The sequence below is a fragment of the Pseudomonas sp. NPDC087342 genome (assembly GCF_044744265.1).
GTDB lineage: Bacteria > Pseudomonadota > Gammaproteobacteria > Pseudomonadales > Pseudomonadaceae > Aquipseudomonas > Aquipseudomonas nunensis.
In genome coordinates this window covers 407,844-431,302 of the sequence record NZ_JBIUXZ010000003.1, presented here as the reverse complement: position 1 = coordinate 431,302, position 23,459 = coordinate 407,844, and the positions used below count along the sequence as shown (strand labels likewise).

Annotated in this window: 18 protein-coding genes; 8 read left to right on the top strand and 10 right to left on the bottom strand. The window is 54.3% G+C overall.

The window, feature by feature from the left end; genetic code table 11:
* Positions 1–15: 15 nt before the first annotated feature.
* The 7 genes from ACIOYV_RS12340 to ACIOYV_RS12310 all read right to left on the bottom strand — a co-directional run bounded on the left by ACIOYV_RS12340 (position 16) and on the right by ACIOYV_RS12310 (position 11,640).
* Positions 16–1,422: a glycosyltransferase gene (locus tag ACIOYV_RS12340; protein ID WP_401323997.1), complete on the bottom strand. Its 1,407-nt coding sequence runs from the start codon at positions 1,420–1,422 to the stop codon at positions 16–18.
* Between the two features lie 58 nt (positions 1,423–1,480).
* The gene (locus tag ACIOYV_RS12335) at positions 1,481–3,151 is read right to left on the bottom strand and encodes an acyltransferase family protein (protein ID WP_401323995.1); all 1,671 of its coding nucleotides are present in this window, start codon (positions 3,149–3,151) and stop codon (positions 1,481–1,483) included.
* Positions 3,152–3,246: 95 nt separating this feature from the next.
* The gene (locus ACIOYV_RS12330; protein ID WP_401323993.1) at positions 3,247–4,587 is read right to left on the bottom strand and encodes a glycosyltransferase family 4 protein; all 1,341 of its coding nucleotides are present in this window, start codon (positions 4,585–4,587) and stop codon (positions 3,247–3,249) included.
* Positions 4,587–8,360, bottom strand: a complete 3,774-nt coding sequence (locus ACIOYV_RS12325; protein WP_401323992.1) for a glycosyltransferase — start codon at positions 8,358–8,360, stop codon at positions 4,587–4,589. Before ACIOYV_RS12325 ends, ACIOYV_RS12330 begins: the two co-directional genes overlap by 1 nt.
* 4 nt (positions 8,361–8,364) lie before the next feature.
* Entirely contained in the window at positions 8,365–9,705 is a 1,341-nt protein-coding gene (locus tag ACIOYV_RS12320) for an ABC transporter ATP-binding protein (RefSeq protein WP_401323990.1), read from the bottom strand.
* Positions 9,695–10,528 carry an ABC transporter permease gene (locus ACIOYV_RS12315; RefSeq protein ID WP_401323988.1) on the bottom strand — a complete coding sequence of 278 codons (834 nt, stop codon included), beginning with the start codon at positions 10,526–10,528 and terminating at the stop codon, positions 9,695–9,697. The genes ACIOYV_RS12320 and ACIOYV_RS12315 overlap by 11 nt, the downstream gene beginning before the upstream one ends.
* Before the next feature lie 104 nt (positions 10,529–10,632).
* Positions 10,633–11,640, bottom strand: a complete 1,008-nt coding sequence (locus ACIOYV_RS12310; RefSeq protein WP_401323986.1) for a glycosyltransferase family 2 protein — start codon at positions 11,638–11,640, stop codon at positions 10,633–10,635.
* Positions 11,641–12,090: 450 nt separating this feature from the next.
* On the opposite strand from ACIOYV_RS12310, the gene ACIOYV_RS12305 reads away from it, so the two are divergent.
* The 6 genes from ACIOYV_RS12305 (at position 12,091) to fabF (ending at position 18,927) form a co-directional block, all read left to right on the top strand.
* Positions 12,091–13,062 carry a UDP-glucose 4-epimerase family protein gene (locus ACIOYV_RS12305; RefSeq protein WP_401323985.1) on the top strand — a complete coding sequence of 324 codons (972 nt, stop codon included), beginning with the start codon at positions 12,091–12,093 and terminating at the stop codon, positions 13,060–13,062.
* Positions 13,059–14,087 carry a glycosyltransferase family 4 protein gene (locus ACIOYV_RS12300; protein ID WP_401323983.1) on the top strand — a complete coding sequence of 343 codons (1,029 nt, stop codon included), beginning with the start codon at positions 13,059–13,061 and terminating at the stop codon, positions 14,085–14,087. Before ACIOYV_RS12305 ends, ACIOYV_RS12300 begins: the two co-directional genes overlap by 4 nt.
* Positions 14,088–14,192: 105 nt before the next feature.
* Positions 14,193–16,187, top strand: a complete 1,995-nt coding sequence (locus ACIOYV_RS12295) for a polysaccharide biosynthesis protein (RefSeq protein WP_401323981.1) — start codon at positions 14,193–14,195, stop codon at positions 16,185–16,187.
* 112 nt (positions 16,188–16,299) lie between these two features.
* Entirely contained in the window at positions 16,300–16,635 is a 336-nt protein-coding gene (locus ACIOYV_RS12290) for a ComEA family DNA-binding protein (RefSeq protein ID WP_401323979.1), read from the top strand.
* Positions 16,636–16,825: 190 nt separating this feature from the next.
* Complete coding sequence (locus ACIOYV_RS12285; protein ID WP_401323977.1) at positions 16,826–17,620, top strand: SDR family NAD(P)-dependent oxidoreductase; 795 nt, start codon at positions 16,826–16,828, stop codon at positions 17,618–17,620.
* A 32-nt stretch (positions 17,621–17,652) separates the two neighbouring features.
* Positions 17,653–18,927, top strand: a complete 1,275-nt coding sequence (gene fabF / locus ACIOYV_RS12280; RefSeq protein ID WP_401323976.1) for a beta-ketoacyl-ACP synthase II — start codon at positions 17,653–17,655, stop codon at positions 18,925–18,927.
* On the opposite strand, the gene ACIOYV_RS12275 is transcribed toward fabF, so the two are convergent.
* The 3 genes from ACIOYV_RS12275 to eat form a co-directional block, all read right to left on the bottom strand.
* Positions 18,924–19,481, bottom strand: a complete 558-nt coding sequence (locus ACIOYV_RS12275; protein ID WP_401323973.1) for a TetR/AcrR family transcriptional regulator — start codon at positions 19,479–19,481, stop codon at positions 18,924–18,926. The two genes, fabF and ACIOYV_RS12275, sit on opposite strands and share 4 nt — an antisense overlap.
* A gap of 131 nt (positions 19,482–19,612) precedes the next feature.
* Positions 19,613–19,780 (bottom strand): DUF2897 family protein, encoded by a 168-nt coding sequence (locus ACIOYV_RS12270; protein WP_081744012.1) that lies wholly within the window; start codon positions 19,778–19,780, stop codon positions 19,613–19,615.
* A gap of 124 nt (positions 19,781–19,904) precedes the next feature.
* Positions 19,905–21,269, bottom strand: a complete 1,365-nt coding sequence (eat, locus tag ACIOYV_RS12265) for an ethanolamine permease (RefSeq protein ID WP_054051961.1) — start codon at positions 21,267–21,269, stop codon at positions 19,905–19,907.
* Between the two features lie 396 nt (positions 21,270–21,665).
* On the opposite strand from eat, the gene kdpF reads away from it, so the two are divergent.
* Together kdpF and kdpA are read left to right on the top strand one after the other, a co-directional pair.
* Positions 21,666–21,755 (top strand): K(+)-transporting ATPase subunit F, encoded by a 90-nt coding sequence (gene kdpF / locus ACIOYV_RS12260; RefSeq protein WP_007899818.1) that lies wholly within the window; start codon positions 21,666–21,668, stop codon positions 21,753–21,755.
* Between the two features lie 8 nt (positions 21,756–21,763).
* Positions 21,764–23,458, top strand: coding sequence for a potassium-transporting ATPase subunit KdpA (kdpA, locus tag ACIOYV_RS12255; protein WP_163913171.1), 1,695 nt, complete (start codon positions 21,764–21,766; stop codon positions 23,456–23,458).
* Position 23,459: the final 1 nt, after the last annotated feature.

Sequence of the window (23,459 nt, the reverse complement as noted above, 5' to 3'; positions counted from 1 at the left end):
ATTTATTCCAATTCTTCATGAGCTGTGGATAAGGCTCGAATAAACACTTGAAAGCGTGCTGATATACGCATGCATCGGTTCACCGGCTATCCTTCCCGCGCCCTGATTGTGAGCCGGGTCACTAATCAATGCAAGGCGTGCCACAAGGCGTTCCGCCAGTTGCTCCGCATTCCCTGGCTCGAACAAGGTTACGTCGTCCGTAGCGCCCAGATACTCGGTTATACCCGTGACGTTGCTGGCCACAACCGGTGTACCGCAAGCCACTGCGTTCAATAACACGAGCGGGGCGTTTTCGCGCCAGGTAGAAGGTATGACCAGTACATCGATGGAATGCAAAATGTTGCCAATTTGTTGATGGGGAAACGTACCCATAAAACGGACGCGAGGGTCCGATTGAATAATTGCATTCAGCTTCTTGACGTAATCAGGGTTTTGATTGGTGTCGCCGTAAATAACGAAGTCGACATTCGCATCCGCAATTGTCTTTATCGCTTGAGCAAAGACATGGCAGCCTTTGTGGTCCACAAGGGTCCCTATAAAACCGATCGCAGGGCGACGACGAGCCGAAATCTCTGGCGTTGCCTCCGAGCGATAAATAAGAGGGGGCTGGATCCCATACCTCAAGCGAGTTATTTTTTGTTGCGAAATACCTGAGTTGAGCAGCAGAGATTCAATAAACAAGGTAGGCGGCAGTATTCTATCTATTTGGATCAGACTGTCGTGTATGGATTGTTTACGATTCGCCAAATCGCGAAGCACTTGCGCGTGTTTTTTAAATCGAGTTGCTGTGAACCATGACGATGCAAAAATCAGTGCAGAAAATAAAGCGCTGGGTACCACGCTCAAAAGGCGTCGAATAGGCCCGGTCTTTTTGCTCATGATCACATGCTTCAAGCAATTCCCTGATAGCAGGCTGGGTCCGGAGCATTCCTCTTTACCCCAAGGCTTGACCAGTTGGCAGGCTCTACAAGTTATCCAATAGTCAGTGGGGGTGTAGACCGTGGGGATCTTATAGTCAAAACACGCTTGAAGCGCTGCAGTGGTCAAGTTTTTAAGGTGAAAGAAATGCACCAGGTCGGGTTTGAACTCGTCGAGCAAGCGTCTGAACGGAGTAGTGATTGCCGTGTTGCGGTACTCGTTCAAAATTGCATCGCTAGAGAAACGGCCGGGCAGGTAGGTTACCTCTATTTGATGTACCTGGAAGCCTTGGTACAGGTAACTTGATGTGCCCGGGGTTTGCCGATCGGTCAGTGCAACCGTAACGATTTCAACCGTATACCCAGATGCTCGCAACGATTGCGCCGTCGATAGTGTAAGTACCTCTGTTCCCGCAGAAAACTGAGGGAAAAATTGATGTACGCACAACAAAATACGCTTGCCGTCGGCAATACTTGATTCACCTGTCATGGTGAGAAGCGGCATCGCGGATTTTGTTTTCTATCTCGGTTTTCTCATCGTCGCGGGGCATGATCCGGTTTCCTTAGTTTGACTGAATACTTGATAAATCAAGAATCACGCGTCGCCCATTGTAATCAGAAACAGGACTTTCCACGCTCATGGGTAGGGAAGGGTCGAGATAAATTGCCAGTCCCAGTTTCTCAGGTTGGCTGTTACCCGACTTCCCGCCAAGTGTCGCCACTTCCACCCATTCATCACCTGCACGCAGGCTACTGGATTTTGAAAAGTAGGTATCGGACTTGTCAATGATCTCGGAGTTCTTGTCGAGCAGGTGGACAGCGAGTATGTAGCCTTTTGGCAGCGGTTGAAGCAGCTTGAATGCCAGCTCAATATTGCTGCTGCCAGACGTAGCTTTTCGGGATGTCGCCGCAATGAGTCGAACGCTATCACCAAATTGAGGTGATTTGCTTAACGTGAAGTTCTTGACCAGATAGTTGCACTGTTCGGACTGGCAACCGTGGGGGGCAAACATCGGCGGCAACGTTTTCAGCATGACTATCAGGCTGACGGCGACCAGCATGTAGCCTATCGCTTTCCCAGGGTAGGCAGATGCAAGGCCCTTTGAGATCGAAGTTTTATTGATGCTTAGTATCAGCTTGCGGCAAGGGTTTTCGATAGCCCTTTGCATCAGGAACGCTGTCCCCAGGGCCAGCAACCAGAATGCGGGGCCTCGGATATACAAGGGGATGTTACTAAAATAGGGTTCGTTCGCCACATACCATTGGAACAGTGTCATATGAACAAGGTACAGCGAAAAGCTGATCTCGCCCAAAAGCACAAGCAGTGGATTGGACAGCGCTCGGGAAAGGATGCCTTTGCCAAGCGCAAAAGCAACGATCAGCAATGCGAAAAAAACGAAACTGCCGGATTTGATCAGGTAATAATTTAATGCTGTACCTATAACGCCGTGCATGCCAAGAAACGTGGTCAGTTTAGGTGTAAGCCACATTGCTCCTATGGCGAGAGCAACTGTAAGGCATTCGACGACAGAGAACAGAGAGGTCGGCTTGCCGTCGGCATTCGCTCGGATCTTTTGGTAAGCGCCGCAAGCGAGAATGCCGGCGAAAAACTCCAACAGCCGAACCAGGGGATTTACATACAATAAACCCATCATGCTGACTTGTGACGAGGCGTCGTCAGCAGGGATGTTCCACGCAATCGAGAATCCCAGGAACAAAGCGACTATGAAGGATATGAATAACAGTTTCGCCTTCCAGCCCGGGATGATGCTGGTGATAAGCAGCGGAAAGGTCAGGTAGAAGAACATCTCTGTTGAAATGCTCCAGGCAACTCCGTTAAAAGTCAGGAACACATCTCGCAAAGGAATCAGAGACTGGATCAGGAAGAGATTCGCCAGCGCTGTAAATCCGGCCTGCAGGTGTGACAGGGCGCCAAGATTTAAGCTTGATGTCAGCAGGTAGAGCAAGACAATGGCTGCTATATGCGCGGGCCAGATGCGTGCAATCCGGGCTTTTAGAAAGCCACCTATTTCTGCGGCGGTCGAAAGGCTAGGGTAGTTGTAGGCAAGAATGAAGCCGGAAAGCACAAAGAAAAACGAGACCCCCTGAGCGAGAGAGAGGGTTGTCGCCAAACCGAAGGAGCCGAATGCGCCGTGTGTATGGCCCAGAACAATCATCGCTGCTGCGAAAAAGCGGAGTGATGTCAGTGAGTCAAGTTTTACTGTCGCATGCATGAAAAATGGATCCTGTGCTTTAGTCTATAAAGCGAGTTCGAATTGATGAATGTTTAGCCATCCTTGGCTAAGTTGCTATCAACGGCCTTATAGACTTAACCAGCTGTTTTCATGTACATGGCAAACGTCTCTTTTGCCATGATTTCTGGTGTTCTTTCATACTTAGTGGTTTTGGCCAGTTCGTAGAGCTTTTTCGGATTGGCAATCCAGACGGATAGTTTTCGGTACAGATCCTCTGCACTGCCTCTGTCGAAAATTTCGCCATTTACGCCGGCTTCTACAAACTCCGTCATCCCGCGTACGTCCGAGACAAGAGCTGGTGTATGAGTGGCCAGTGCATTCAAAAGAACCAGCGGGCTGTTCTCATACCAGCGCGATGGAATGACCAAGGTATCCATGTCCCTAAGGATGTTGACCATGTCCTTGCTTTCGAATACGCCGCGGAATTCAATTTGAGTGCCTGCGCTTTTGGCTTTCAGCTCTTCCATGTAAGCCGGATCCTGATCTGTCGGTCCATAGATCAGTAGGCGCGCAGAGCCCACAGGCAGCCGATTGAACGCATCAATCAGCAGGTCTGTACCTTTATGTGGGGCAATCTGGCCAATGAATCCAATAGTTGGAATGTGATCAGCGGGGCGTTCGGGTTTCTCGGTGCGGTCTACATCAATCCCGAACCACAGAGTCTTCATTGGCACCTTGATATCATTATTGACATAGGCTTCTTTCAGAAACGTGGTTGGTGCGACTGCACCGGAATAGGAGCCGTTGTACAAGGCTCCCAAAATATCGGGGCGCTCGGCGATGTAATCTATCGTCGTGTCGAAAACACCATTTTTGATTCCTGGCAGTTTTCTTAAAGTTGTCGCTACGCTGGCGATCAGCTTCGCCGATGTGCCATTTTTTGCGTATTTGATCCAGCCGTCGTTAGCCGTACGAGCCGACTCCTTCAAGTAGCAGGCAACACAATTGCTTCTGGATGGCGAGGGGCCGGCACACAGCGCTCCGTCAGCAGCTTCCAGCTTGTTGGTCAGGCAGAAGCCGAAGAAGTCTGTAAAGGTTGCATACGTCGGGATGCCCAAGGCCTTGGTCGCTTCAAGCAGGGCACTGGTATGGTTAATCAAGTGCGTGACATGAACAATATCCGGTTTCAACTCCGCCAATAGGTCGGTTAATACCGGACGCATTTCGGCCTGATAGTATGTTTCTTTGATAGTAGAGTGTGGGATCTTGTTCTTGTCGATGCAGACGACCTCGAACCCCTCGTGCTGATAAGTCGTCACCAACTGTTCGGCAGCCGGTTCGCCTTGAAACAAGGCACTCACGATGACAACTTCATGGCCCCAGGCTTTATAGTTCTTGGCCAGTTCCAGCGTGTAGGTTTCGGTCCCGTAAAAGTGGTCCGGGAAAAAACAGTGTACGAAAAATACGATTTTCATTATTTCTTTTCCGCCAAGGTTGCGGCATAAATTTTGTCATAGCTTTTAATCATCGCTTTAATTGAGAAGTGAGCTTGAGCTCTCTCACGATGACGTTGGGCGATAAGAGTTCTGCGGGAGGTATTTTCCAGCAGGTTCACGATGATATCCGACAGGCTATCTGCGTCACCGTAAGGTGCGAGCAGAGATGCATCATCGACGATTTCGCCGATGGCACCGATGTCGTATCCCACGACCGGGACATGCATGTTCATCGCAAACGGACTTACCTGGCCGAAGCTCTCTTTCCAGACGGGAGCTACAAACAGCTTCATGCGGCGATAGAGTTCCGGCAACTGGGAGTAGGCCACATAGCCCGTGAACTCGAAGTTATCGCCGACCCCTGCAGTGTTGACGGCATTCTTGAATTCTTCCATCAGGCTTCCGCCACCGACAATCAGCACGCGGGTCTGCGGTCGCTTCTGTACGGCTTTTATGAACGGAAAGATGGACGCCGCATTGAGTTTGTCCGTTTCGAGACGGTAAACCATGCCGATGGTGTCTATGTCGGAAAGGTTGGGGCTCTTGGCTTCGAATATAGAAAAATCGGAACCTGGATAAACGGTGACGTTCGGATCAGTATCGTGGCCAAACACGTTGCGCACATAGTCACTGACGTAGACGTAACGCTTGATCGCAGATGATTTATGAGGCGTCACAGGCGTATTGATATTCTGGATGACCGGAATATTCAGCTGCTGCGCTGCAAGCATCGCCTGGTCATACCAAGGTTCGTCGCAATCACCCCAATAATGCATATGGATGATGTCGGGTTGAAGCGATTCAAGGTATTGGACAAATGGCTGCTCGTCCGAAGAAAGCTTGATTTCCTTTACCGTAATCCCTGCATAAGCAGCAGGTGTTGGGGAGAGGCTGGTCAGAATGCTTTGATCGAAACGGCCACCGAGGTATTCATAAATGTCGACTACCAAGCGAGAGGAGCCGCCTGTCATGAAGTTGGCGATAACGTGCAACACGCGCGGTCTGTTGTTCCGCACGGGAGAGGGCTGTTTTACGATATAGGTGTCCGCGCTGATATTGGCATCTGTGTTGGCTTCCAAAAGAACCGGAGTTCCCCTGTAAATACGCTTCAGATTATTGACCGTCGGCGCCAAAAAGCGTCGTACAGGCAATGGAGTTATCAGCGATCCGGCTAAATAGACCAGCCGAAGGCATTTTTTCAGATCCGTGGGTTGTGTCGCAAAGGCCTGGCTCAAACGATGAAGTCTGCTTCTACTGAAATGCTCAAGCTTCTGTTCTTTTTGAGAGTGCTCGGAATTTAAATGACTGATCAGCGAATCTTTCTGAGCAAGGTCTGCGTTTAACTTATCGATGGCCGAGTCTTTCTGAGCGAGCTCGGAGTTCAATTGATTGATGGTCGAATATTTTTGCGAAAGTTCGTTGTTAAAACGATCGATGGCTGACTCTTTGTTGGCCAGTTCGGAGTTCAGCTCATTGATGGCGGAGTATTTTTGCGCCAGCTCAGAGTTGAAACGATCAATAACAGTGTCTTTTTGCTTCAAAATTTCGGTGAGCGATATTTCCTGGCTCTGAAGATGCTGGGTGGCTGACGCTACTTCGTTGAGTATTTTTCCCTTTTCCAGAACCAATTCATTGATTGCGATATCTTTCTGCACAATCACTCCATTGAGGCGATTTGTTTCCGCGACAATGGTTGTGATCGTAGAAAGCTGCGAGCTACGGTCGCGCAGGTGTTGATGCCACCATTGAGGTGTACGATCTTTTTCGTTCGAAATGTATCGCAGTGAATAGGCACACGACGAAGCCAGTTCCACGATGGCGCCGAGTTCGGATACGCCGAAATCGGTAGGCTTATCGAGTGAGCCTATAGATGCGCGCCAATCCTCCCTCATTGCTTTTTCGGCGCTGATGACGCCTTCACGCCAGTACTCTACCGCTTGGGTAGTATTGCCCAGACCGGACTCGATCAGCCCCAGGTTCAGGTAGGCGCTTATTTGCTTGGTGATCAGCGTAGGGCTGAACTTTGTGCAGTCAAAAGCGATGCAGGTTTTATAGAGGGGTATTGCTCGGGATGTATCACCGGTCGCCTGCCACAGTTGCGCCATGACAAATGCCAGGGACACCTTCCAACGCAGCTGTTGTGGCGACTGATCGGGTTCATCCAGATAAGCCTGGATTTTCAGCGAAAAGGTTTCGATGTCCTCAAGCGTAAACTCGCCGTGTTTGAGGAGTTGATATGCCTGGATGCAAAGTGCTGCACCCAAGTCAGGCGATGCCGAAGAGGATTGACGCGTTACTTGATTTGCAAGATCCAGCAACTTCTCGTCGTTTTCTATTCGATGTCCGATGGTAACCAGACCTTTGACGAGCCACGGGTTTTCATAATCCGTAAAGTCAGTTGCCTTCCACTCGGTATTCTCCGGGTAGAGGTCATAGGTGGTTTCGGTGTATGGAACGGAACTGCCGAGCACGGGGGATTTCATCCCCACCAGGATGCACCACTCACAGGAAGGGTCATCTGTTTGCAGTGTGGCGGTGTCAACTTCGTACATCTCGCGGATACCAACAGCCCACTCGTGGGTGTTGTTGATTTTTGGCTTGTACTGATCTGCGGTCTGGACGTAAGCGGACTCGAGAATAAAGTCTTTCTCGAGCTCCTTAACAATGCGGTCCCAAGTGTAGACGTGGAAGTGGAACGGATTCGGGTCGTCGCCGGTCTCGTCGGACCAGTCATTGGGCACGGAAAGTACGATCCGGCCTGACGGACTTAGTATCCGATAGAATTCAGCCATCAGACCGACCGGGTCAGGCACATGCTCCAGGGTCTCGAAAGAAGTAATGAAATCAATCGAGTTGTCCGCAATTTCGTTGAGCGCCTCTGGCAGCCAGCCTTCCTTGAACGTCAGTTGTGAGTTGACCGCTGAAAAACTCGCTCCAGCATATTTGATCGCGTAGTTGCTTCCATCAACGCCTAGAATCGAGCTGGCATCGGAGCAGTTGAAAAGGGTGTAGGCCCCGTAGCCCAGGCCACAGGCAGCATCGAGCACCCGATCGCCGTTACGTACATAACGGCTCGCCAACATATAGCGAATGATATGTGCGTCTGATCGGCTCCCGGGCTCCCGGGTCATGTCCATATGCAGATCGCGTTCTTCTTTCAGTGCTTCCAGCGGGTAAAGAAGCGCTGCTTCTCTGGGGAGCTTTTCCAGAGGGATTGCAATATTGCCCTGTTCATACTCAAGCGACTGGTAGTCGTTAACGCGATAGTAGGCTGGATGCTTGCGCGCGCCATTATTGAAAAAGATCATTTCCCAGGCTTTGCGAGCTTCTTTAGTGCTCGATTCGGACGAGGTATCCAGGTACAGGAAAATATTACGTTCCGAGACCCGGGTAGTCTCCAGCGCCAAGTGCTCGAGCGAGAGCCCCAGATCGATGGCATTGCTCACCAGGATTGTAGAAAAGCTTTCGTCGCTGAACGGCAAGGCCTGGCCGTCCCATTCGACAAAACGATCAGGCAGCAATGTGTTCAGTTCATGCGTAGCGGCACCAGGGCAGACGTTGTAAACCTGTACGCCGACCATCAGGAAGGCGCGCAACAATTCTGGATCGGGTACGCCAATATGCAGCAACTTGCCGTTGCCACACGCAGAGAGTACCTGCGCTACCAACTGGCTGCGCTCACCTGTGGTCAGTGGTCGCGGTGTCCTGCCTGCTTCGGAAACCGAGCGAATGGTTGTGTTCGAGATTGTCATTGGCTCAGCCCTTTATTTCAGTTGCTTTCATGCGGAGGTCGAGTACCCCTCCGAAATGGTACTCGCGCGGTTTGGTCGCCACAGTGAAGAATGCCGCCTCGTCTCTCCAGTGGAGAATGCGCTGTTCTGCGTAATAAGGTTTGCCTTCCTGGGAGACCGCAGCCTGTATTTCATACAGATTGGCGCCCAGGCTGCATTCAAACTGAAAATCAACGGAAGACACTGTTCCTGACTTGAATGTCTTGTTCCAGAACGATTCACCGGTGGTCAGGTTGGCAGCAATCGCCATGTCCTGGTTCAGTGTGCCCCAAGAGTAAATCTTCACGCCTTCCTTGTTGCGCAGTCGCAAACTGACATTGAGATGCTCAAGGTCAACATTGGCGCGGAAAGCAACGCGAATGATCGCAACATCCGTTGCATAGAAAACCTGGGTTTCTTCTCCTTTGGCGTTCAATACCTGAACGTCCAGGACCTCGGCATCCTGATTCCCAAAGGAAAACCTGTCAGCGGCTTTTTCATCGACTTTTGTCGCCACTGCTTCTTCTTTTTGATGTTGGGCAGCTTTTTCCGACAGGTTTTTTGTCAGTTGCTGCAAATAAAGACTTTCTTGTTCGTGCAGGTTTCTGCGGTAGTCGAGAATTACATCTGCCGAGGTGCCAATACTGTGAATTTTTCCGTTCGAAAGAAAAATCGCACGTTGTGTCAGTGTTCGCACTGACTCTTCGTCGTGTGATACGAACAGAAGGGTTGTGCCATTGCTCGTCAGCTTCTCGATACGCTCATAGCAACGCTTTTGAAAGAGCGCGTCGCCCACTGCCAACGCTTCGTCGACGATAAGGATCTCCGGCTTCAGGTTGGCCTGAACGGAGAACGCCAATCGCACAAACATACCACTCGAATAGGTTTTCACTGGCTGGTCGACGAACTCGCCGATGTCGGCAAACGACAGAATGTCATCCATCAACTCATCGGTTTTGCTGCGGCTTATGCCGTGAATCGCGCAGTTGAGGTAAACGTTTTCGCGGCCGCTGAACTCGGGATTGAAGCCCGAGCCGAGTTCCAGCAGTGCGGCGATGCGTCCATCAACGTTAACGGTGCCGGACGTGGGCGTCAGGGTGCCGCAGATAATCTGCAGAAGGGTCGATTTGCCTGAGCCGTTCTTGCCAATGATGCCCACGGACTCGCCACGTGCGACTTCAAAGTTAATGTCTTTAAGTGCCCAGAACTCCTGGTGGAGCTTTTTCGAAGGCAGCACCATCTGGAGTAAGCGGTCATGCGCTTTCTCATACATGTTGAAGCGCTTTGAGAGGCCATTGACGTGAATGGCAACATCGTTAGAGGACATCAGCAAAGCCTGCGCGAGTTTTTTGAAAGAATGCAAAGCCCAGGCAGCAAATTACGATGCCGACTACATAGCTGATGCCCAGAGTGTGAAGGTCAGGAGTTTGGCCGAACAACATGGTTGCTCGTCCATTTTCAATAATAGCGGTGAGGGGATTTATGTAGAGCCATCCCTGATACTCCTTCGGCAGCGCGCTGATCGGATAAAAAACCGGCGACAGGAACAGCAGTGCTGTCGTCACCATCCCCGTGATCTGACCAATGTCGCGGATGTATGCACCCAGTGAAGCGAGAAGCCAGGATAGGCCGATCACCATCAAGACCAGTGGCAGCAGGACAACCGGGAAGTACAGCGCCGTTACGGGAACTGCCTTATAGAACACCAATTGCGCAGCGATCAGCACTGACAGGCTGACACACAAGTGGAACAGCGCATTCAACACTGAAGTGGGGGCGAGCGTTTCAATCGGGAAAACGACTTTTTTTACATAGTTGACGTTGCTTGTGATCAGTTTGGGAGCCGAGTTTATGCACTCGGCGCAAAAAGCATGAATGATCAACCCGGTAAAAAGAATTAGCGCGAAGTCTACCTTCGAGCCGACGGCTGTGCTTGCACCCCAGCGCGCTTGAAATACGGTAGAGAAGACAAAGGTATAAATGGCCAGCAGCAATAAAGGGTTTATGAACGACCAAGCGACGCCCATGACCGAGCCACGATAACGAGAAGAGATTTCCCGTTTCGTCAGTTGCAGAATCAGCTGTCGATTCTTGATCGCACTAATCAACATTCTTAAAGGAGAGGTTGGAAACGAGTCATGCATGTTCAATGAAATAGCTCCATTCGCGTCAGATCCGGAAGAAAAAGCTTCCCGCAGCCGGCGCAAGACAATTCAATCGATTTTAATAGCTGGAGTGAAGAGGCGTTCATTCGTCAGATGCCCTTCATGATGGCGGCAAAAAACAGACCGATATTGCCTGGTGTGGTTTGTCTATAAACACCTGCTCGATGGAGTCCCAGAAGCCGCCCGACAAGATTGCTCTTCCTGGCGAATTTGAAGCTTTCGAGGGTTCGTTGGTTCTCTGGAGTCAGTAAACTGCCTACGGACGACAGGCAATGGAGGTTCTGTTCGTTCCAGGCAGAGAATCGCCCTTTAAGCATCATGCGAAGTCTCAGCAATCGTGCCTTCCAGCCTGAGTTGGAACCCACCAGGTTGTCTTCATGCTGCCGGTACAGGACAAAGGGCATCGGGTCGTACGAGACCTTTCCACCTGCACCGGTTATTAGCAGATAGGCCCACCAGTCATGGGAGACGATGTCCATATTCTCGCCGGCATTCGCCATTAACTGGCGAGCAGCCTCGTTGAAGACCATCGTATTTCCCCCGGCCAGGCTCTGAACCAGAGCGTTGGCGAATGCGGGAGGACGCTTGAACAGTGGCGAACATTCCAGCGGGTGCCCGTGAGTGTCCACTCCTTGGGTTCTTCCGCAGTAGAGCGCAGGAGTCTCGGACGGTATTGTTTGCAGCCAGCTCACAGCGGTTTCAAGTTTGTTTTCGAGCCAGATGTCGTCCTGATCGGCCCACGCAAAAAAGTCGGCATTTAGGGACTGCTTGCACGCGAGAGTGAGGAAGTTGGTCGCGAATCCGCGCTTTGGACCTTGAAATGCGATGATTTTTTCGTGCCCCCAGCGTTCGCGAAACGACTCGATTATTTCGAGAGTGTTGTCGGTCGATCCGTCATCTGACACGGCGACTACCCAGCTTTCATGCGATTGGCGTTCAATCGATTCCAGCTGCTCAGCCAGAAATCGCTGGCCATTGTACGTGCACATGAGCACCGCGACATTTTTTGGCGATGAACGAGGATCGATGGCTGCCAGCCCTGTAAGGCTGTTTGGTTTGGTATCCACTTGAAAATCTGGTGTAAAAGGGCTAGGCACCAAGCACTCCGTTGCAGAGAAATGCAGCACGCAGCAGGTTACCGCTTGCCGTTAAATAGGGTTGTATGACCCAAGTCAAAAGGGGCATTGTACCGAAAATCCCCGTCTATTTGATAGAGGGAAGGGCCGGAGCGGGGCGGCTTGACTGGCGTGTGCGGTTTTGGGCGTTTGGCGTCGCGTTCTGGCATGCTGGTTGTTGTTTGCGGATATCCCGACGCCAGAAACTGCGGTGTAACGGTACGAATCCGGTTCGGCCGTATCATTACAAGAGAATTCGGTTTTACGTATTTTTCCGAGGCGTGGTCAAAACTTGATGTTTTTTTTCTACATGATTAGCAGGATCTCGTTCTCGTGTTATGGAGGTCGGCAAGTATTGTTACGGTTACCTTTGGTCACGAAAATCCGAGACGTTGTGAAACGCTTTGATTTTGCTTTTGACGAGCACAATAAATGAGTGCTGAAAGTATTCTTGTTACTGGCGGTTCGGGATTTGTGGGAGGAGAGCTGCTGCGTTATCTGGCCCGGACAGGTCAGTACTCTTCAGTCGCCGCGCTGAGGAATAAACCCGCTGATCTGCCGCCATCGGTTCGAACGTTTGAGTTCAAAAGCCTGACACCTGATCTCAACTGGCGTCCGGCTCTGATCGATATTGATGTCGTGGTTCACGCTGCTGCTCGAGTGCATGTCATGAACGAGGAGTCGGTCGACCCGTTGGCCGCTTTTCGTCTTGTAAATGTTGAGGCCACGTTGAACCTGGCTCGACAAGCTGCAGACGCCGGCGTGAAGCGTTTCATTTTTATCAGTTCGATCAAGGTGAACGGCGAAGGGACTGCCCCGGGTGTGGCATTTACAGCTGATGATTTACCGGCACCTGCAGACCCGTATGGTGTTTCCAAGTTTGAGGCCGAGGCAGCCTTGCGTGCGCTGGCGGAGTCGGTGTCGATGGAGGTTGTGATTATTCGTCCGGTTCTTGTATACGGTCCGGGCGTAAAAGCTAACTTTCTCAGTATGATCCGCTGGCTTCAACGAAGTATCCCGTTGCCGCTGGGAGCCGTCGATAACAAACGTAGCCTGGTCAGTCTGGATAACCTGATTGACCTTGTCGTGACGTGCTTTGATCACCCCGCAGCGGCAAATCAGACGTTTCTGGTCAGTGATGGCGAAGATGTTTCAACGACTCAATTGTTGTGTAAAATCGGCCGCGCTCTGGGGCAGCGTGTCTTCTTGATCCCAGTGCCTGTAGGGTTGATGAGTTTCGTGGCAAGGCTGGTGGGTAAAGGCGCTATTGCACAACGACTCTTCGGTTCTCTGCAGGTTGATATAGAAAAGAACAAACGCCTCTTGGGATGGACACCTCCTGTCACTCTTGATCGGGGATTAAGTGCTGCTGTGCAGCCATTTTTGGAATCCCGCAAACGATGATCTTATGTTGGCTCATTTTGGCATTGGCCGGTCTTTCCTATGCTCTTACTGCGATATTGCGTCGCTACGCCCTGTCTCGAAGTCTGCTCGATATCCCCAACAATCGCAGTTCCCATTCGGTTCCCACTCCAAGAGGTGGTGGAGTTTCGATCGTACTGACCTTTCTCCTGGCTCTGGCAGTGCTGTTCTCCGAGGGCCTTATTCCGGCGAGCATTTTTTTCGCGCTGGCAGGTGCGGGTGCGCTGACTGCAATTGTCGGTTTCCTGGATGATCATGGGCATATAGCCGCGCGTTGGCGATTATTGGCGCATTTCCTTGCGGCAATTTGGGGAGTTTACTGGTTGGGTGGGCTGCCCGCGTTGAATGTTTATGGCGTTAGTATCAACCTGGGCTGGTTTGGCCATCTGCTCGCAGTGATCTATCTGGTATGGATGCTCAATCTTTATAATTTCATGGATGGTATAGATGGTATCGCCGGTGTTGAGGCGGTAACGATTTGCCTTGGCGGCTGTCTTCTGTATTGGGCAGGCCATTCGGCGGATCAGGCTTGGCCTGCGGTTCTCCTTGCCGCGTGTGTTGCAGGGTTTCTCTGTTGGAACTTCCCCCCGGCTAAAATCTTCATGGGGGATGCCGGGAGTGGTTTTCTCGGTGTTGTGATTGGCGTTTTATCACTACAGGCGGGATGGGTTTCTCCTGATATTTTATGGGGTTGGCTGATACTCCTGGGCGTTTTCATCGTTGATGCCACTTTTACGTTGCTACGCCGTTTGTTTCGCGGCGACAAGATTTACGAGGCGCACCGCAGCCATGCCTATCAATTTGCATCGCGTCGGTTCGGCAAGCACCTGCCGGTCACACTGGCGGTAGGCCTGATTAACCTGTTTTGGTTACTGCCGGTGGCGTTTTGCATGGTGTATTACAAGCTGGATGGTGCGACGGCTTTGGTCATCGCTTATGTACCGTTGGTCCTATTAGCGCTGAAGTACCGGGCAGGGCAGCTTGAAGGTGTCTCGTCAAATAACTGACGAGTAGCCTTGTCGTTTGGGTTTACGGTGCTATTCCTGTATCGGAACGCTTAACCGATCGACGTAGCGGGATCAAGGGAGAGCACTGAGGTGGTGGACGGATTTATGGATAAAGTCAGAGCGTATCTGTTGGGACTTCCCCGGCGGCGCAAAAGGTTGATTCAAGTTGCGACCGACACGGTGTTGGTGTGGCTTGCCCTTTGGTTGGCTTTCATCGTCCGTCTGGGCATCGATGACATGTACAACCCGCTGCGGGTCCACTTGTGGCTTTTCGCTGCTGCTCCGCTGGTCGCCATCCCTCTTTTTATCCGCTTTGGCATGTACCGCGCGGTCATGCGCTACTTCGGTAACGATGCGCTGATTGCGATTATCAAGGCCGTGAGCCTTTCTGCCTTGATATTGGCCGTGGTTGTCTACTGGTACAGCAACCATGAGGCGGTCGTTCCGCGGTCGATCATATTCAACTATTGGTGGTTGAGCCTGGTGATCATTGGTGGCTTGCGTCTGTGCATGCGCCAGTACTTCATGGGTGACTGGTTTACGGCTGCCAAGCACGTCCCCTTTACCAATCGCGACGACGGCCTGACCAAGGTTGCGATCTATGGCGCCGGCGTGGCTGGCAACCAGCTAGTCGCGGCGCTACGCATGGGCCGAGTGATGCGGCCGGTGGCATTCATTGATGATGATCCCGGAATCTCGGATCGTTCGATATCAGGCCTCCAGGTCTATAAACCCAAACATATCCAGCAGATGATCGATGTCACCGGTGCCCAGGAAATCCTCCTGGCCCTGCCGTCATCGACCCGTGCACGGCGCCGGGAAATCCTCAATATGCTTGAGGGTTACCCACTCCACATACGCAGCGTCCCCAATGTCACCGACCTGGCCAGTGGTCGGGTAAAGGTCGAAGACATCCAGGAAGTGGATATCGCGGACTTGCTGGGCCGCGACGCGGTTCCTGCGCAACCGGATTTACTCTCGCGTTGTATCAAAGGCAAAACCGTGATGGTAACGGGGGCGGGCGGCTCGATCGGTGCAGAGCTTTGCCGCCAGATCTTCTCGCTGGGGCCGACCACGCTCCTGTTGTTCGAGCACAGCGAATTCAATCTCTACAGCATTCTGTCCGAGTTGGAGCAGCGTGGCAGTCGCGAGTCGGTGTCGGTGAAGTTGTTGCCGATCCTGGGCTCTATCCGCCATCAGGACAAACTTCTCGATGTGATGAAGACCTGGCGCGTCGATACTGTCTACCACGCGGCCGCTTACAAGCATGTGCCCATGGTCGAACATAATATTGCCGAAGGGGTGCTCAACAACGTCATAGGCACTTTGAACACTGCCCAGGCTGCCTTGAAGTCCGGTGTTTCCAATTTCGTATTGATTTCCACTGACAAGGCGGTCCGTCCGACCAATGTCATGGGCAGCACCAAACGCCTGGCCGAATTGACGCTTCAAGCCCTTAGCCGCGAAATTGCCCCGGTATTGTTCGGCGACAAAGGCAACGTGTCCCGCGTCAACAAAACCCGTTTCACCATGGTGCGCTTTGGCAATGTATTGGGGTCTTCTGGTTCGGTGATTCCGCTGTTCCACAGCCAGATCAAATCAGGCGGCCCGCTGACCGTCACGCATCCGAAAATTACCCGTTACTTCATGACCATCCCGGAAGCTGCACAATTGGTGATCCAGGCCGGTTCCATGGGGCTGGGCGGTGATGTGTTCGTGCTCGACATGGGCGAACCGGTAAAAATCGTCGAGCTGGCGGAGAAGATGATTCACCTTTCCGGCTTGAGTATTCGTTCGGAGAAAAACCCTCAAGGCGATATTTCCATCGAATTCACTGGCCTGCGTCCGGGCGAAAAACTCTACGAAGAATTACTGATTGGCGACAACGTGGTGGCCACGCCTCATCCAATGATCATGAGCGCTCACGAAGATCATCTACCTTGGGATGTGCTCAAGGTCCGGTTGACGGAGCTGCTCAACGCTGTCGAGCAGGATGATTACTCGCGTGTCCGCCTGCTCCTGCGTGAAACCGTCAGTGGCTACACTCCGGACGGCGAAATCGTCGACTGGATCTACCAGCAGCGCCGTCTCGAACCCTGATTGTTTCATATTTTGAAACGTACACACTTTTGACAGCTTCATCACATCGCCTAAGTTTGTAGAGCAGCTTCGGAAAAGCTGCTTTCTCAATCGATGTCATGGAGCTTCACTTATGCGTACAGGTTATTTCTCCTCCCTGGTTTTTGCCCTGCTCACCAGCGCCTCTATTGCCGCCATTGCTGCGCCTGCGACAAAGCCTGAGGCGGTCAATGCGCCGTTGGTAATGGACGTTACCGCCAAGGCACAAGGCGAAAAAATCGACCTGAACGGTGCCGATGCTCCAACGCTGCAGCGTGAGTTGGCAGGTGTCGGCGAAGCCAAGGCCAAGGCGATTGTTGCATATCGTGACAGTAATGGGCCGTTTGCATCGGTGGATGAGTTGCTGGAAGTGAAAGGGATCGGCAAAGCGATTCTGGACAGGAATCGCGATAAGCTCGAAGTGAACTAAGCTTGTAGAGCAACGCCAAGAGGCCGGTCATTGACCGGCCTTTTTACGTTCTGGCCCTAGCGCTGATACTCGACCTTTCGTCAGCAAATAAAAAATTACGGCTATCATATGGCAATTGAATTATGCCTATAATAAAAAGCTGAAGCGCTCTGGCGCTCGCTTTCCCTCAAGCATTTCCAGGAGCACTGTCATGAATTCTGCCAAGTCCCAAGGTACAGCTCTTGTCACCGGCGCTTCATCCGGTATCGGCGCAATTTACGCCGAGCGATTGGCGGCACGTGGTTTTGATTTGTTGTTGGTGGCTCGCGACGAACAGAGGCTGGAAGCGGCGGCGAGCAAGCTGCGCGCCGAGCACGGCATTCAAGTTGAAGTGCTGAAGGCAGACCTGACGCAAAAGGATGATGTGTTGAAACTTGAACAGCGCCTGCGCAGCGATTCCAGCATCAGTCTGTTGCTCAACAACGCCGGGGTCGCTGCAGATGGCTTGCTGGCCAACGCCGACACGGAACAACTGGAGCGCTTGATTCAGCTCAATGTCACCAGCGTTACACGCCTGGCGTCGGCAGCCGCTGCCAGTTTCGCGAAGGCCGGTCGGGGCACGATCATCAATATTGCGTCGGTTGTCGCCTTGTTCCCTGAGCGGTTCAACGCGACGTATAGCGCCAGCAAGGCGTATGTTCTGAGTCTGACCCAATCGTTGAATGCTGAACTCAACGGCACTGGCGTCCAGGTTCAAGCGGTGTTGCCAGGGGTGACACGTACCGAAATCTGGGAGCGTTCCGGTATCGACGCCAGCGGCATCCCGGCTGAAATGATCATGGAAGCCGGGGAAATGGTCGATGCGGCGCTGTCGGGTCTGGACCAGGGTGAGTTGATCACGATTCCTTCGTTGCCCGACGCTGCCGATTGGGATGCCTTTGTTGCGGCGCGTCTGGTGTTGGCTCCGAATCTTTCCAAAAGTACGGCCGCTACACGTTACAAGTGAGGCACCATGAATCAGCTTGAGGTAATTGCGGTATGAGTGATCGTCGAGTAGTTGTAACAGGCATGGGCCTGGTGTCTCCGCTGGGCAGTGGCGTCGAGGCCGTTTGGGCGCGGTTGCTGGCCGGGCGCTCCGGTCTGCGGGCGCTGCCGGACGACGTGGTGGCCGATTTGCCGGCCAAGGTCGGCGGTCCTGTGCCGAGTTTGGCTGAAGATGCGGAAGCCGGCTTCGACCCCGACCGGGCCATCGCGCCCAAAGAACAGAAGAAGATGGACCGTTTCATTATGTTTGCCATGGAGGCTGCACGTCAGGCGCTGGAGCAGTCCGGTTGGAAAGCGCTGGACGCCAATGCCCAGGAAAGGACGGCCACCATCATCGGTTCTGGCGTGGGTGGATTCGGCGCCATCGCCGATGCCGTGCGCACCACCGACACTCGCGGTCCGCGACGTTTGTCGCCGTTCACCATTCCATCGTTCCTGGTCAATCTCGCGGCCGGCCACGTGTCGATCCAGCATGGTTTCAAAGGCCCGTTGGGCGCGCCGGTAACAGCCTGTGCGGCCGGCGTTCAGGCGATCGGTGATGCGGCGCGGCTGATCCGTTGTGGCGAGGCCGATATTGCCGTGTGCGGCGGGGCAGAGGCGTCAATCGATCGCGTCAGCCTGGCCGGTTTTGCCGCTGCCCGCGCCTTGTCCAGTGGTTTCAACGACACGCCGGAGCGCGCTTCGCGGCCGTTCGACAGTGATCGCGACGGCTTTGTGATGGGGGAGGGTTCCGGTCTGCTGGTAATCGAATCCCTTGAGCATGCGCTGGCCCGTGGTGCCCAGCCCATCGCGGAACTGGTCGGCTACGGCACCAGCGCCGATGCCTATCACCTGACCGCCGGTCCCGAGGACGGCAGCGGTGCCCGACGGGCGATGTCGCTGGCATTGGCGCAGGCGGGAATTTCGCCGGCGCAGGTCCAGCATCTGAATGCTCACGCGACCTCGACGCCGGTTGGGGATCTGGGTGAATTGGCGGCGATCAAGTCATTGTTCGGGACGGACAACAAGATTGCCGTGACCTCGACCAAGTCCGCCACCGGGCATCTGCTCGGCGCCGCTGGCGGCATCGAGGCGATCTTCACGCTGTTGGCCATCCGCGATCAGATCGTGCCCGCGACCCTCAATTTCGAAACGCCGGACCCGGCAGCCCAAGGCGTGGATATCGTCCACGGCGAAGCGCGGTCGATGCCTATCGAATACGCGTTGTCCAACGGCTTCGGCTTCGGCGGGGTGAATGCGAGCGTGCTGTTCAAGCGTTGGCAGGGCTAGTCGCTGGATTGCTTGAGGTGATTGCGGGTGACGTCGAGAATCCGCTGGGCCAGCTCGGCGTTCTCGACACTGCGGGATAGTAAAAGCGCCCCGACCAGCGTCGACATGATGACGATGCTGCGCTCGACGGCGTTTTCCCCTTCGAGGGTGCCTTGCACCTGTTCCAGTCGAGCGTTAAGTACTGCATCGCTGGTGGGGCTCGCTTGCCCGCGCAACCCGAGTTCCGACGACATGGTCGGCAGGGGACAGCCCTCATGTGGGGATGTCTTGTGCCATTCGGATAAGTAAGTGTCGATGAACGCATCCAGTGGACGCTCGGAAGCGAACAGCTCGGCGCAAACGCCTTCGACTTGCTCGCCAGCGGCCACCAAGGCCTTTTCCACCAGTTCATCCTTGGATTTGAAGTGCGAATAAAAGCCGCCGTGGGTCAGCCCCAGCGCTTTCATCAACGGTTGCAAGCCAGTCGCACCGATTCCGTCGCGGCGAAAGCGTGCTGACGCTTCCTTGATAATGCGTTGGTGGGTCTGGGCTTTATGGTCCTGCGAGTAACGCATCTCTAATCTCCGCGACAATGCGCCATCTTAACCAATGAATGTTGGATGGTGACTGTACTTCTACTCCTAAAAAGCATGCAGATGCGTCGAACCACAAAAAATAAACCCCGCCTTGGTGGCGGGGTTTTTTGTCAGCGGTCCTGGGCTTCCTTGGCATCCATTTCCGCATTGCGTTCGGCGACGCGTTTACGTTGCTCTTCGGTCAGATCGACCTTGGTGGCGGTGTCGCGCAACATCATCAAACCGCCAACGATCGAGCCGATTGCAACGACCAGAATCAACCAGGCATACCAGGGCATAAGGCTCTCCTTGAAGGCAGGCCGGTTGGCGGATTTCGCCAACCGATCGTGCATACCACTTTGAGCGATTAATTTTCGCAGTGGTTCCATTCTATGCCTGATATGCCAGCAACAGCTGCGCTGTTTAAAGCCCGGTCAACATCGCATCCGCCGGCGCATCGGCCCGCAGTTGCGCGGTCAGCATGAAGTACACGAAACCCACCGCCATGAAGCCGAGGAAGATCAACCCGATCAACGCGTTGAACCACGCCATCGCCACCAGGCACACCACCGCCAGCACCAGCGCAATCATCGGCACCAGTGGATAGCACGGCGCGCGGAAGGTGCGTTCCAGGTTCGGCTCGGTTTTACGCAATTTGAACAGGCTGAGCATGCTCATGATGTACATGACGATCGCACCGAACACCGCCATGGTGATCATCGCTGCCGTCAGCGTCATGCCGCCGAGGTTGATCAAACCGTCGCTATAGATAGCGGCGATGCCGATCAGGCCACCAGCGATGATCGCCCGGTGCGGGGTCTGGAAACGCGACAACTTGGCCAGGGATTTCGGCAAGTAACCGGCACGGGCGAGGGCGAAGAACTGCCGCGAATAGCCAAGGATGATTCCGTGGAAACTCGCCACCAGGCCGAACAGGCCGATCCACACCAGCATGTGCAACCAGCCCGAGCTTTCACCGACCACGGTTTTCATCGCTTGCGGCAACGGGTCGTTGATGTTCGACAGGGTGCGCCAGTCGCCAACGCCGCCGGCAAAGAACATCACGCCCATGGCCAGCAGCACCAGGGTCAGGATGCCGCTGATATAAGCCTTCGGAATCGTGCGTTTCGGGTCCTTGGCTTCCTCGGCCGCCATGGCTGCGCCTTCGATCGCGAGGAAAAACCAGATCGCAAATGGAATCGCTGCAAACATCCCGGCAATCGCCGGCGCGCCAAACACATCGGAACCGGCCCAGCCATTCAGGGCGAAGTTGCTGAAACTGAACGCCGGGGCGACCACGCCCATGAACACCAGCAGCTCCGCCACGGCCAATACACAGACGATCAACTCGAAGGTGGCCGCGAGTTTCACCCCGAGGATGTTCAGGCCCATGAACACGATGTACGCGCCGACGGCTGCGTGTTTCGGATCAAGCGCCGGAAACTGCACATTCAGATAGGCGCCAATCGCCAGCGCGATAGCCGGTGGGGCGAAGACAAATTCGATCAACGTCGCCAATCCGGCGATCAATCCGCCTTTTTCGCCAAAGGCGCGGCGGCTGTAGGCAAATGGCCCGCCGGCATGGGGAATCGCGGTGGTCAGCTCGGTGAAACTGAAGATAAAGCAGGTGTACATGGTGGCGACCATAAAAGAAGTCACCAGAAAGCCCAATGTGCCCGCTACGCCCCAGCCATAACTCCAGCCGAAGTACTCACCGGAAATCACCAGCCCGACCGCAATGCCCCACAGGTGCAGCGTGCCCAGCGTGGGTTTGAGTTGTGTGTTCATGCGTTGCTCCCTGAACGGTTTGGAAAGCTTCGGGGAGGACGTTGCAGTGGGCGTGCCATTTTGTATTTGGGCGTCGTAAAGCGGTTAAAGCTGTCGTATCGGGGATGATCGCAGCGGGATGCGCGCATTTTGTGCGCCAGTTGGGAGCAGTACCGCCCGTTATGCCGCCTTCGCGGGCAAGCCTCGCTCCTACAATGTCAATACAAGTCCGTAGGAGCGAGGCTTGCCCGCGAAGAGGCCCGCCCGTACGCCACAAAACCAACCTGTAACGCCCGCATAAACCTACTCTTTACGCTTTCTTTATGCCCCGCCACACCCCTCGCTCTCGTTCCTTTACAGCCTTCCTTCCGACAATGACTCCACACGCGGCAATACGCCGTAACACGGAGAACTTCCATGAGCGTTCTGGACGGGGTGTCACTGCTATTGGCAGTGGGGCTGTTCATTTATCTGTTGGTTGCGCTGTTGCGCGCGGACCGGAACTAGGAGCGGCTATGCACAGTTATGACTATTGGCTGATCCTGGCCTTCTTCGCCGTGGTGCTGATCCCGGCACCGTTCCTTGGGCGTTTCTACTACAAGGTCATGGAAGGCCAGCGCACGTGGCTGTCGCCGATCCTCGGCCCGGTCGAGCGTGGCTGTTATCGGGTGGCCGGCGTGGATCCGCAGGCCGAACAGAGCTGGCAGAAGTACACCCTGGCCTTGCTCGCCTTCAACCTCGCGGGTTTCTTGCTGTTGTTCGCGATCCTGTTGTTCCAGGACCACCTGCCGCTCAACCCGCAAAACCTGCCGGGCCAAGAGTGGACGCTGGCGTTCAACACCGCCGTCAGCTTCATGACCAACACCAACTGGCAGGCCTACAGCGGTGAAGCGTCCCTGAGCTACCTGAGTCAGATGGTCGGCCTCACCGTGCAGAACTTCGTCAGCGCCGCCACCGGCCTCGCCGTGTTGGTCGCCTTGTGCCGCGGTATCGGTCGCAAGTCGACCAAGAGCCTGGGCAACTTCTGGGTCGACATGACCCGCGCCACCCTCTATGGCCTGCTGCCGCTGTGCCTGCTGCTGGCGCTGTACCTGGTCTGGCAGGGCGTGCCGCAAACTTTCGCGCAGTACGTGAATGCGGTAACCATGCAAGGTGTCGATCAGGTCATTCCGCTCGGCCCGGCTGCCAGCCAGATTGCGATCAAGCAACTGGGCACCAACGGCGGTGGCTTCTTCGGCGTCAACTCGGCGCATCCGTTCGAGAACCCGACGGCGTGGAGCAACCTGTTTGAGATGGCCTCGATCATCCTGATCCCGGTGGCCCTGGTGTTCACCTTCGGCCACTACGTGAAGGACCTGCGTCAGAGCCGCGCGATTGTGGCCTGCATGTTTGCGCTGTTCCTGATCGGCGGTGCGACGTCGCTCTGGGCCGAGTACCAACCGAACCCGACCCTGGCCAACGCTGCCGTCGAACAGACCGCACCGCTGGAAGGCAAGGAAGCGCGTTTCGGTACGACAGCCACAGTGCTGTGGTCAGTGACCACGACGGCGGCGTCCAACGGTTCGGTCAACGCCATGCACGACAGCCTCAACCCGCTGACCGGCATGGTCGCGCTGGTCAACATGATGGTCGGCGAAGTGATCTTCGGCGGCGTCGGTGCCGGGCTCTACGGCATGTTGCTCAACGTGTTGATCGCGGTGTTCCTCGCCGGCCTGATGATCGGCCGCACTCCGGAATACCTCGGCAAGAAACTGCAGGCCAGGGAAGTGCAACTGCTGGTAGTGACCTTGCTGGTGATGCCGGTTGGCGTGCTGGTGCTCGGCGCGATTGCCGCCAGCCTGCCAGGCCCGGTTGCGGCGGTGAGTAACCCCGGCGCCCACGGTTTCAGCCAGTTGCTCTACGCCTACACCTCGGCCAGTGCCAACAACGGCTCGGCGTTCGGTGGCTTCGGCGCCAACACCGCGTTCCACAACCTGATGCTGGGGCTGGGCATGTTGATCGGTCGCTTCGGTTACATCCTGCCGGTTCTGGCGTTGGCCGGCAGCCTGGCGATGAAGAAAACCGCACCGATCGGCCAGAACAGCTTCCCGACCCATGGCCCGCTGTTCGTGACCTTGTTGACCGTGACCATTTTGCTGGTGGGCGGCCTGACCTTTCTGCCGACCCTGGCGCTGGGCCCAATCGCTGAACATCTGAGCATGGGCTTCTAAG